Here is an 11,512-nt window from a genome sequence, read left to right as displayed (position 1 = left end):
GACCTCGATTGGCCTTGGTATACATTTTGATTCCCCACTATTTTGATTAGATTTAACTGAGCCGTTATGAGCCCTACATGTACTTAGGCGCGGAAATTCGAGAATTTGGGTCAGACGCTGAGAAAAATCAGGCCCTGGTGAAAAATCGGGCCGAGGGATCTGTCGGCTTAGAAACCCCCGTTAGGTCGCACAGGTGCCAAGTAAATGGCTACACATTAATGATATTGAAGGAGTTTTTTGATGAAACGGTCAAAATTTAGCGACAGCCACATTCTGGCGATTATGAAAGAGAACGCCTACGTCGAGCGCTACAACCAATTAGTGCGCCACGAGTGGCAGGAAACGCGCACGCTCGAATCGGGTGAGCCTGCGCAGCGGCTTGCGACTCAGTGGCTGTGTCGTACAACAACGAAAGATCAAATACGGCTATCGGCGGCGTACCACCTCGAAGAAAGTTGATAACAGCTTGTATTTTAGAGAATAACTCGGCTTGCGGTGATGGATTACAGGTCTTACTCAATTTCAATCGAACAGTAGTGAATTCTGCTGTCGCCCGCGACCTCTTTTGTTCTTGCGAACACTGTACCGTTAGACACATAAGTTGTTGCGTCGAAACCTCGTTAGATGATGTCCACACCGCAATCACTAAGAGGTCTGGCGTCGATCCAAGCGCTATCGACGTGCTACGAAACGGCGCCACAATCGATGACCCTAAACTTGAGGCACTGCGTGCATTCGCCATTGTGATTCATGAATCTCGCGGCCGGCCGGCATGAGCACAGATTGATGCCTTCCTATCTGCAGGATACGCAAAAGAAACGATTCTGGAGGTGATTGTCGGAACGAGCCTAGAGGTTCAGCCGAATTGCACAATCCCCGTTGCGCAACCATCGTTGGACGAGGCATTCGAACCAGTTGGATGGATGCCCCCATCAGCGCAGGGGTTCCTGTAACGTCACCTAATTAAAAGGCGATAATCGAGCCGGCCAAATTCCAAACTTGAACACTAGAATAAGGGTAGGAAGAGCGGCGTTGGCCAGATGGCCGACTCTCTTAAGACAAACACCTATATCACTTTGCCAGTGGGCGAGTTACAGCCTTATCGCTCACTAGTATTTAGGTAATATTTGTTACGACAGAACGCTCGTGCAGACGCCTCGCGAAGGTCCGTGTGCTGAACCGAAAAGATAACGACGCAAAAGGCGAAAATGGTACCCGCCAGATCAAGTTAAGCCCGCCTTACGTGCTTTCTTTATTAGTCAGGCGTCTGACCTGAGGCCCATAGCGAATAGCTCAATCGGCGTTTTCTTTATAAAATTCCAATGGATTCGTGACGAATTTCGCTCCGATTGACTCACCCGAAGCAATCAAGAAACCCCTGATTCTGAGGCCATCAAACTCTTGGTTTGGAAGAAAGTCACTGGCCTAATCTGCGAGAACTTCGAAATACTGTGGGTCCGGAGGGCCGTCCAGAAACGCCACTAACTTACCCAACACACCAGTCTCCGCCCGCCAAGCGAGATACGCAGCATGTTTTTCTTCCGACTCCCAAATTTCGTTTAACACGACCTTTCTGCGATTCGAGTTGTGAACCCAGACATCAAACCTTTTGCAGCCATCATAAGCACGTGTCTCCGGCAATATCTGGCGCATCATGTCCAAGAATTCATCGACTAATTCAGCCTTAACCGAAAGCTCAAGCAGCACTCCAGTCATTGAAGATCTCCGTTACAAGTTTCTGATTGTCTCATACGCAAATCAGCGGTCGCGTTCTTGTCACTGACTTGCAGTCGCTCGAGGTTGGATAACATCCCAATGCTCCGCGATTTTCCCGTTCTCCACACGATACAGATCGAAAAAGTCTGTCGGATGTCCACCAAAACTTGCCTCACTCATGACTAGTACAAAATTCCCTTCCGCAAGGACTCTATCGATTTTGGTGAAATGAACGGGAGTACCTTGTTCTGCAAGCGACTGAATAAACGCAAATAGATTGCTCATGCCGTCCGCAATGTCGGGATTGTGCTGAATGTAGTTGTCGCCCTCAATGTAACGCCCAAGCGTGTCAAACTGCCCATTTAGCAAGATACCTTCAAAGAAACTTCCAACAAGCGCTCTATTTTCGTCGGTTGAACCAAGATCAGTTACCCCTGTTGGTCCATCAGTCATGGTTCGGCCGCTCGGATTGGGGCCACGAAGCGACTGTTCTCCGCCCCAATGCGCAACGACTGTCATGTTCTCGAATTCGAATACATCGAACCGCACCATCTGGTCGCGAACACCGTAGACCGAATGCAACGCCACGAACGAACCATCTTGAATGACCCGTTTGATCCTCAAGTCTTTCCACCGATTGGCGGGGTCACTCAAGTAGTCGGTCAGTCCGTCAAGGCCATTCGAGATGTTTTGACTATGCTGAACAAACGTCTCAGCACTTACATGTTCTTTCAGGGCATCTGCATCGCCCGTCGCGATCGCTAACAAGAGATCTCGGGCTTTAGATTTCAATGAGGTAGATTCAGACGATTCGTGGTTATCCAGCGTTCGAATCCATTCCGATAGCGCCTTACCAATTGCCTCCGGCTGATCCTCTTGGACGAAATGGATCCCGGCACCAATAGGCTGAATCTTCACGTTACTGTAATACCCTGCCAAGAATTCGGCGGTAGTTGGCGATACAATCATGCCCGGATCCGCATACAGGACGAGCTTGGGTTGCGACGAAGTTGTTATCCACTCATTGACCTCACCCATGAAAGCAACATTGCGTGCCGGTTCGCCCGCAACAGGAATTTCGTTCGTGAAACGATACGCGGGTAGCCGTGATTTCTCGGTGGGAAATGGCGCCCTGTAGGCAGTCATCTCTTGCTCTCCAAGCTCCCGCATGATGGCACCCGGTATTACGCCCTCTACCATGATGTTATCCTCCATCAGCAATTTCGGACCCATCACGGGGTCACGGAAAGCGTGAAAATTTTCGACGAGCTCAGGATCACCGAGCGCTTCCAACGAGTCCATCGGAAGCATCGGAGGCGCTGCGTGTTCCAGCATGGCAACTGCGCGAACATTGTGACTGTTTCGCGTTGCGTACATTGTACCCATCGCACCGCCCCAATCGTGGACCACGAGAATGATGTCATTTAACCCTAGCGCTTCGACGAATCCTTCAACATACGAGTAATGGTCTTGAATGGTGTACTCGATGTCTGGCTTGCTGCTTTTGCCCATGCCAATGAGATCAAGGGCAATTGCACGATGACGATCTGAGACGTAGGGAATCACATTGCGCCATAGGTACGATGACGTTGGGTTTCCATGTATAAACAGCACGACCGGTCCATCACCGCTCTCAACGTAAGCGATCTGCTCGCCATTGACATCGACATACTGTGTTTCGAACGGGAATTTCGCCGAAATTGTCAGCGAATCAGTTTCCATGTCATCGCCTGAGCTTGACGAATTGGTAGGCGCAGAACACGCACAAAGTGCGAAAATTGTGAGTATCATACTCATCTGAAACTTCATCGGGTTTCCTTTTTGGTTGATGTGCTATAACTCGAAAAATTCTCATTCGGCCTTTTACCAACAGCCTGTTGAAAACGCCGTTTTCAACAAGCTGCTAGAGGCCCAAATCCGATAGACTTGGATAATCATCAGGACGCCGACCTTGTTCAAAGGTGAGCTTTCGATCGGATGCTTCTATTGCCAAGTCATTAATACTGGCGATCCGTCTGCGCATTAGGCCAGACTCGTCGAATTCCCAGTTCTCATTGCCGTAGGCTCGGAACCACTTGCCCTTTGAATCTTGATATTCGTAGGCAAATCGAACTGCTATGCGATTCTCTGCATACGTCCACAACTCTTTGATCAGCCTATATTCGAGCTCTGACTTCCATTTCCTAATTAGAAACTCAACGATTTGCTCACGGCCATCTATAAACTCGGAACGATTACGCCATTTACTATCGACCGTATACGCCGTCGATACACGCTCTGGCTCTCGAGAGTTCCAAGCATCTTCCGCGAGCCTTACTTTCTCGCGAGCAGTTGCCATCGTAAACGGCGGTTTGGGTGGTCGCTCTTGCATTTTTTCATCTCTATCTGATTCGAAATAAGATAATCAGGCGCCTCCCAGAGCCATTCATTCAATGAATAACGGGGCCGCTTGCTGACAAAAACAGGCGCCACAAAACAGACCTGAGGCACCTAAAAGCTTCTGACTTTCGCGCTGCTTGTGGATGGAATAACCCCCAACAATACGCTTATAGCCTATTGGTGACAGGCGGAAAATCCGATGGTATTAATAACCACTATGGATAAACTTGATAGCCTTGGAATCGACGGCCACCAGCTAAAGATATTGCTGGCCATTTACGAATGTGGGTCGTTGAGCGGCGCCGCAAGAGCGCTCGACATCAATCAGTCGACCGTCAGCTACCACCTAGCAAACCTGCGGGAGCGCCTTGGGGACGAATTATTTGTGCGATCAGGTAGCGGAGTTGAACCCACGGAGCGCGCAAAGTACATGCGGCCAATGGTTGAAGGCGTAGTTCATCAACTGATCAAACTTGGCGAGGCAGAATCATACGATCCGACTCTAGATCAAAGTGTGTTGCGGATTGCGGCGACCGGGGTTGAACGGGACCTAGTAACTCTACCACTGCTTGAGTTTGCTCGAGAGCGCGCCCCGCGATTGCAAATAAAGATCGTTCAAACCGGTTCTTTACACGAAGCCGTGGAAATGTTGAAGACTGCGAGAGTCGACCTACTCTTCTTCCCTGAGCTTGACATGGAAGTCGATGGCATCGTTCAACGGTTACTGCTGACGTTTGCCGATGCAGTGTTCTTCGATCGCCAACATCCGCTGCAAGAAAATGATCTCAAGGCATTTAGCGATCGGCCCCATGCGAGGGTGTCTCTAGGTCCCGATGCGAGCTATGCGGTCGACAAGAAACTCGCCGAAGAAGATCTGGAACGATCTGTCGTATTCGAGGCGCCAGATTTTATTAGTGTGCTCAAAGTCATTCCAGGTACTGACATAGTGAGTACGCTCCCTAGTCTATTGCTAAATACCGCTGATGAGAATCTGGCATGTGTGCCCCCGCCGTGGCCGGATCAACCTAAGAAACTCATGATGTACTGGCAGTCAATGCAACACAGCTCTGCTCGTCACAGCTTCTGGCGGGAACAGATCGTCAAGATAGCCAATGCGTCGACGGAGAGACCACCAAAGCCAAATCCTCAGCAATAACTGGGCGGGCAATCCACATTATCAGATCATTAAATAATCAATATTGAGTCTGTCCCGTTTAGTCGGCGTCGCTTCTACGCTAGATTATTATCAAAGTCGGCCTGGAGCCGCTGTGAAGAAGCTCTACACACATCCGCTATCTGTGCCCGCACACCGTGTGGAAGTTTTGCTCAACATTCTCGGGATAGAATTTGACTGCGAGATTGTCGATCTTCTTCGCGGTGAGCAGCATACCGACACCTTCTTACGCCTAAACCCACTCGGTCAGATTCCTGTTTTTGAAGAGGAAGGCGTGCTACTTCGCGATTCGATCGCAATCATGATCTATCTATGCCGCCGATACGATCCGAAGCACCGCTGGTTGCCTGATGACCCGATCCGCCTTGCAAGAGTTCACCAGTGGTTATCGCTCGCCGTTCACGACATGACACAAGGACCATTAGCGCTACGGGCTATTGAAATTTTTGACCTGAAGGAAGACCGTACTAAGGCCGAACGAATCACAACCAAGCTCCTTAGCGACGTGTTTGAGCCCAGACTGAGCAGCCGCAACTGGCTGGTCGACAATGCTCCGACTATCGCAGATCTGGCCTGCTGTGCGCCGTTTTCTCAACTGCGAGAGGCTCGATACGAACTATGTCAATATCAAGCGACATCGAGATGGATCCGGCGCGTCGAGGCAATTGATAAGTTTAAGCCGATGGTCGCAGCAAATTCCTTGCTACGCACTGCGCACGTATCAAGAGTATAGGAGAGGAAAAGATGGCGAAACTACGAGACTTTGATGTGATTTGGATCGGCACTGGGCAGGCTACTCTTTCCACAGTTCCAAAGCTGGTAGCGGCCGGAAAGACCGTCGCTATCGTTGAGTCGGGTCGATTTGGGGGGACGTGCGTCAATACGGGGTGTACGCCAACCAAAACGTTAGTTGCGTCAGCCTACGCCATCAATATGGCGAGACGTGGACACGACTTTGGCTTCTCAACGCAAAACACTAAACTGGACTTCAGCGCAGCAATGGACGCGCAGAACACAATCCGAAACAACGGGACGGCGATGATTGAGCGCCGACTGGAAGACCTCACGCAAGGCGCTTTGCTTAAAGGCAGAGCGACGTTTGTCTCGCCGAATGAGGTCCAGGTAGGCGCCGACACCATCCGCGGAAACAACATCGTTATTCACACAGGTACTCGCCCTTTTGTCCCGCCGATTGAGGGTGTCGGCGAGGCCTCTTATCTAACAAACGAATCCATTCTCGACCTAAACGAATTGCCGAAGCACCTTGTTATTGTTGGCGGCGGATACATTGCACTTGAGTTTGGGCAAATATTCAAACGATTCGGATCAGACGTCACAATACTAGAGCGAAGCGAGAGGCTACTGCCTCGAGAAGACTCGGACGTCGCATCGGCTGTGCAGCAAGTGCTTAGTGATGAAGGCATTGAGATTAAAACGGGTTGCGAGGTCTCGAGAGTCTCTGGTCGAGATCGAATACAAGTGGATTTTATCGCCAACGACAGAAAAGAAACAGTGATTGGATCTCACCTACTGTTGGCCGTGGGTCGATCACCTAACTCGGCCGACCTCAACTTAAAAAACGCAGACGTAAGGACTAACGACCGCGGATTCATTCCCGTCACCGAAGAAATGAGAACGTCCGCTTCGCACATCTTCGCCCTCGGTGACATTAATGGCCGCGGGGCATTTACTCATACTTCGGTGAATGACGGACAGATATTCTGGGAGGCGTACCAAAAGCAGGAAGACATAGCCGATAATCAACGTGTCAACCATGTTCCCGCAGCGCATAGACAGCCAATTTACTCAATGTTTATCGACCCTCCTCTGGCTCGGGTTGGGATGAGTGAGGCCGATGTAGCGGGAAGCGGCAGGCGCGCCTTGATAGCCACCATGCCCATGGCTCAGATAGCGCGTGCACGTGAGAAACGTGAAACTCATGGCATGGTGAAGATCATAGTCGATGCCGACAATGAGGAAATTCTGGGCGCAACGATCTTCGGCACAAGTGGCGACGAAGTGATCGGAATGATTGCGGCGCATATGCAACTCGGCGCGACTTACAGAGACCTCCAACGTTTAGTATTGCCCCACCCTACCGTTTCTGAGTTGATTCCATGGGTGCTGAACGATTTAAAACCTCTATCAACATAACCAACTTCATTGAGCTACTGACAATCCAATGACATCCCAGAGCCCGCATCCACTTCATAAAGGAGAACTGGACATCCAGAAGCGGATGAAATCGCCGACCGAGATTTCTCGCAATCTTCCGCACTACATAGACCCGTCAATGCCATGGCAGCACAAAGATTTCTACACGAGACTGCCTTATCTCGCCGTAGCGACCATCGATGCGGATGGTCGGCCTTGGGCGACGCTGCTTGTAACCGCATCGGATATCGATCACGGAATTGGAATCGCTTCCGTTTCGCAGAACGAGCTGAACGTGCATTCAATGACTACCAATATGGACCCGTTCGTGCGCGCTCTGAATAGTCGGCGCCGCATTTTTGCTGACGAGCAACTCTTATTCGCGGGCGTCGGCGTCGACTTCTCCAATCGACGTCGCAATAAACTAGCGGGCAACATCACTGACTACAGCATGCCTGGGAAAGACCGACTGCACATCGTATTGAATTCAGATCAACACCTCGGGAATTGCCCAAAATACATAACTGTCCGCGATCTCGAACCCTACGCACGACAGGCCGATCTCGCTTTCGACGGCTTTGAATCATTTGGCGGCACCCTCGATAGACATGCTCAGAAAATTATTGCCAGATCCAGTACCGTTTACCTTGCAACCCGTCATCTCCCTGAGTCGAACGATTTCGAGCTGGATAAACGCGACATGGGACTCAATCATAGGGGTGGAGCGCCGGGGTTCGTACGTATTGAACAATCCGGCGGCCACTCGAGTGGACTTGAGCCAGTGACACATTTGGTATTACCAGATCATTCTGGCAATCGGTTCTACCAGTCGCTGGGCAATGTACAAACTGATCCGCAGGTAGGGATCACGTTTCCCGACTTTTCCACTGGTGATGTTTTGTACTTGACAGGCCTGGCAGAGAATCTATTCGGAGAGGAAGCCGAAACCGTCATGCCCCGTGTCAGCTTGATTACCAGAATTCGAATTACCGGCGCCGTACATATAAGACAATCGCTAAACTTGAGAATGTCCTCCAGCGAGCAATATTCGCCCTATAACCCACCCATACGATTTCTCCGAACCGAACTGACCGATATTCACAATGTTCGGGAACCGCAAACAACGGACAATGAGCGAATACGAGCAACACTCGTGAAGACACAGGATCTTAGCGACTCGATTAAAAGATTCACGTTCGAGTTGTCTAAGCCCGTCAACTTGCCGCTGCCTGGCGGTTTCGGAATTTTTGACTTCTCGGAGTACTTTCGTTCTGAATACAAGCACATGAACGACTTAAATCCGCAAGCGGTCAATGACGATTACATTCGCACCTGGACGATTTCGAGTGCCGGCACTTACGACGTCAATAAGAAAGGCTTCGCAAATTCCAGGCGGATCGATATCACGGTTAAACACAAAATAGACGGGTCGGTCTCGAGTTTCCTTCATGATCATGGGCCGTTTGCAGCAGAGCACAGTCGGAGCGACCTGGCCGTTGATTTTATCGGTAGCGGGGGTGGTTTCAGTTGTTTTTCTCACGTTGCGAAGAACGAGCCGCCGACCATTCCAGAAAGGATGCTTTGGATTGCTGGCGGTGTGGGTATCACACCGTTCCTGGCAATGTGGGATGGCATTCTCAGTCTTGCAAACGCTATCGACACGACCGGAGCGGCACTAACAACAGATATTGTGCTGGCTTTCGCTGCGCGTGATGACGACATCAACGTGCTGCGCCACTTTCTCAAAGAACGACAAAAACGTTCGGCGAATGTGCGCTTACGAATTATGGGATTTCAGACTAGTCATAGAAACGGCGAACTCGATCAGGAAAACACCAATTCCATTCTTAGCGAGTATTCCAGCCCGCTTCTTGAAATACAGCAGCAAAGGATTGACCGGGCGACTCTGTCTGCAATTAACAACCTTACCGAGCGTGAGATTTTTCTTTGTGGTCCAGACGCATTTATGAGACATAGCGAGTCGTGTCTGGAAGCCATTTTGGGCACAGAATTAACCATACGGAAGGAATCTTATTCGTTCTAGAGGCGAGAGTTTCAGGTGACCCTTTCGTGTCGGCATGATCGATGAATTTTGGTTCGAGATCAGGTCGTTTGCAAAATTCTCAAGGGAGATCTATTTACTAGCGATGGAAAGTCATCAGACACTGATGAAACAGGCGGTCGTTAGCGACCATGTATGCGTCTACGGGCTCGAACTGCGTAAGTTTTTGAAAGGATGGTGGCCAGGGGCGGAATCGAACCACCGACACGCGGATTTTCAATCCGCTGCTCTACCGACTGAGCTACCTGGCCATTTGAATTGTGGCGGCGAGCGGGCGTGGAGAACGCCATGAATCTTGCTCGCGAGCCGCGTATTAAAGCGGTCTCGGTGCTGGTAGTCAAGGACTTAGCTAGCCTAATGGCGGTTTTTGCCTAACTTTCTGTAATTTTTCGGGATTTTTTCCGGTCCGAGGTGATAGTGCTTTGACAGAACGGGTCCGGGCTGGCTACTCTGGCGACTGGCGCCTCGCTGACTCCAGGCCCGTCACTCTCACCCATTTGTCATTCTGATTCGATCGGTAGTGCCGTTGTAATGAACCAGCCACAACTCAAGGCCGCTCACGAGGCGGCGCATCTTGATTTTCTCGACGTGCGTCGCCGCACCGCCGAGCTTGCTGCGCCCCTATGCGTGGAGGATCAGGTGATTCAGTCGATGCCAGACGCGAGCCCGACCAAGTGGCATCTGGCCCACACCACGTGGTTTTTCGAACGCTTTATTCTGGCCGACCATTGTCCAGGCTATGTGCCGGTCAATGAGCAGTTCTTTTATCTATTTAATTCCTACTACAACACTGTCGGCCCCATGCATACTCGGCCGCATCGCGGCTTGCTGTCGCGCCCGACGGTGGCCGAGATTCAGGATTACCGCGCGATCATCGACGAGCGCATGCTCGATTGGCTCGATGTGACCACACTCACCGACGCTCAGCGCTTTTTGCTCACGCTCGGGATGCATCATGAGCAGCAACATCAGGAGTTGATTCTCACCGACATTAAACATGCGCTGGCCCAAAACCCCATGCTGCCCGCCTACAAGCAACTGGCGGTGCCCGACTCGGTGAGTACACCGATGAACTTTGTGACGATCGACGAGCGCGAGTGCGCCAACGGCTTTGAGGGCGACGGTTTTGCGTTTGATAATGAGACGCCGCGCCACAAGGTGCTGGTGCACGCGCATGCCCTCGCGGATCGGCTGGTCAACAACAGCGAATACCAGGCATTTATCGACGATGGCGGCTATTCGACCGCCGAGCTTTGGCTATCTGAAGCGTGGAGCGTTATCCAAGAGCGGGGTTGGCAGCGACCCATTTACTGGCAGCCGGATAATCAAAGTGAGTTCACACTTAGCGGTGTGCGCGAGCTCGACCCCAACGCGCCGGTTGTGCACCTGAGTTTGTACGAGGCGGATGCGTTTGCTCGCTGGGCCGACGCACGTTTGCCCACCGAGACCGAGCTTGAGTGTGTCGCCGCCGATCAGGCTGTTGACGGCAACTTTTACGAATCGGGGTTTTTGCATCCGGTGGCGCCACAAGCGAGTGACGGATCGCTGCGCCAAGTGTTCGGCGATGTGTGGGAGTGGACCGGCTCGTCCTACGGCCCGTATCCGGGCTTCAAGCCCCTTGCCGGTTCGCTTGGCGAATACAACGGCAAGTTTATGTGCAGCCAGCATGTGCTGCGCGGCGGCTCATGCGTGTCGCCCGTGTCACACCTGCGCCCAACCTATCGAAACTTTTTCTATCCCGACTCGCGCTGGCAGTTTACCGGTGTGCGTCTGGCCAAAGACCTCTAATCACAATAACAACACTCTTCTCTCAAAAGGATTTTCATGAACGAAGTTGCCACCCGTGCAAGCGTTAAGCTGCTCGACAACCACCCCTCTGAAGGCGATATTGAAGCCGAAATTATTGAAGGGTTGTTGCGCGCACAAAAAACCCTGCCGCCCAAGTATTTTTACGACAAAGCCGGGTCGGTGCTGTTCGATCGCATCACTGAGCTGCCCGAGTATTACCCGACCCGCACCGAGATCGG

At 51.3% G+C, this 11,512-nt stretch carries 9 protein-coding genes, 1 tRNA gene and 1 pseudogene; 7 read left to right on the top strand and 4 right to left on the bottom strand.

Going from position 1 to position 11,512, the window contains the following annotated elements; genetic code table 11:
- Positions 1 to 288: 288 nt before the first annotated feature.
- Positions 289 to 452: pseudogene (locus AAF465_09465) on the top strand (integrase core domain-containing protein).
- A 973-nt stretch (positions 453 to 1,425) separates the two neighbouring features.
- On the opposite strand, the gene AAF465_09460 reads toward AAF465_09465, so the two are convergent.
- The 3 genes from AAF465_09460 to AAF465_09450 form a co-directional block, all read right to left on the bottom strand.
- Positions 1,426 to 1,716, bottom strand: a complete 291-nt coding sequence (locus AAF465_09460; protein ID MEM7082950.1) for an antibiotic biosynthesis monooxygenase — start codon at positions 1,714 to 1,716, stop codon at positions 1,426 to 1,428.
- A gap of 60 nt (positions 1,717 to 1,776) precedes the next feature.
- The gene (locus tag AAF465_09455) at positions 1,777 to 3,438 is read right to left on the bottom strand and encodes a haloalkane dehalogenase (GenBank protein MEM7082949.1); all 1,662 of its coding nucleotides are present in this window, start codon (positions 3,436 to 3,438) and stop codon (positions 1,777 to 1,779) included.
- A gap of 181 nt (positions 3,439 to 3,619) precedes the next feature.
- Positions 3,620 to 4,087, bottom strand: a complete 468-nt coding sequence (locus AAF465_09450; protein MEM7082948.1) for a nuclear transport factor 2 family protein — start codon at positions 4,085 to 4,087, stop codon at positions 3,620 to 3,622.
- A gap of 207 nt (positions 4,088 to 4,294) precedes the next feature.
- Here AAF465_09450 and AAF465_09445 point away from each other — a divergent pair, with 207 nt between their 5' ends.
- From AAF465_09445 to AAF465_09430, 4 genes are all read left to right on the top strand, one after another.
- The gene (locus AAF465_09445; protein MEM7082947.1) at positions 4,295 to 5,251 is read left to right on the top strand and encodes a LysR family transcriptional regulator; all 957 of its coding nucleotides are present in this window, start codon (positions 4,295 to 4,297) and stop codon (positions 5,249 to 5,251) included.
- 112 nt (positions 5,252 to 5,363) lie between these two features.
- Positions 5,364 to 6,002: a glutathione S-transferase family protein gene (locus tag AAF465_09440; GenBank protein ID MEM7082946.1), complete on the top strand. Its 639-nt coding sequence runs from the start codon at positions 5,364 to 5,366 to the stop codon at positions 6,000 to 6,002.
- A gap of 35 nt (positions 6,003 to 6,037) precedes the next feature.
- A complete protein-coding gene (locus tag AAF465_09435) occupies positions 6,038 to 7,423 on the top strand; it encodes a mercuric reductase (protein ID MEM7082945.1) in 1,386 nt (461 codons plus the stop codon).
- Between the two features lie 28 nt (positions 7,424 to 7,451).
- Positions 7,452 to 9,467, top strand: coding sequence for an oxidoreductase (locus AAF465_09430; GenBank protein ID MEM7082944.1), 2,016 nt, complete (start codon positions 7,452 to 7,454; stop codon positions 9,465 to 9,467).
- A 193-nt stretch (positions 9,468 to 9,660) separates the two neighbouring features.
- Here the strand turns inward: AAF465_09430 and AAF465_09425 are convergent.
- A tRNA-Phe gene (locus tag AAF465_09425) sits at positions 9,661 to 9,736 on the bottom strand.
- A gap of 280 nt (positions 9,737 to 10,016) precedes the next feature.
- Here AAF465_09425 and egtB point away from each other — a divergent pair.
- Both egtB and AAF465_09415 read left to right on the top strand, forming a co-directional pair.
- Positions 10,017 to 11,273, top strand: a complete 1,257-nt coding sequence (egtB, locus tag AAF465_09420; protein MEM7082943.1) for an ergothioneine biosynthesis protein EgtB — start codon at positions 10,017 to 10,019, stop codon at positions 11,271 to 11,273.
- A 36-nt stretch (positions 11,274 to 11,309) separates the two neighbouring features.
- Positions 11,310 to 11,512: L-histidine N(alpha)-methyltransferase (locus AAF465_09415; GenBank protein MEM7082942.1), on the top strand; the 203-nt coding region annotated here is incomplete at its 3' end.

It is taken from the genome of Pseudomonadota bacterium, from assembly GCA_039028935.1.
Classification (GTDB): Bacteria; Pseudomonadota; Gammaproteobacteria; order Steroidobacterales; family SZUA-146; genus SZUA-146.
Note: the sequence above shows the minus strand (reverse complement) of the source record. Positions and strands in the feature narration are given on the sequence as shown.

What these genes read in the sequence shown, in the direction of transcription:
- AAF465_09460 (MEM7082950.1), bottom strand. Translation starts at nt 1,716, where the DNA reads ATGACTGGAGTGCTGCTTGAGCTTTCGGTTAAGGCTGAATTAGTCGAT.
- AAF465_09455 (MEM7082949.1), bottom strand. Translation starts at nt 3,438, where the DNA reads ATGGAAACTGATTCGCTGACAATTTCGGCGAAATTCCCGTTCGAAACA.
- AAF465_09450 (MEM7082948.1), bottom strand. Translation starts at nt 4,087, where the DNA reads ATGCAAGAGCGACCACCCAAACCGCCGTTTACGATGGCAACTGCTCGC.
- AAF465_09445 (MEM7082947.1), top strand. Translation starts at nt 4,295, where the DNA reads ATGGTATTAATAACCACTATGGATAAACTTGATAGCCTTGGAATCGAC.
- AAF465_09430 (MEM7082944.1), top strand. Translation starts at nt 7,452, where the DNA reads ATGACATCCCAGAGCCCGCATCCACTTCATAAAGGAGAACTGGACATC.
- egtB (MEM7082943.1), top strand. Translation starts at nt 10,017, where the DNA reads ATGAACCAGCCACAACTCAAGGCCGCTCACGAGGCGGCGCATCTTGAT.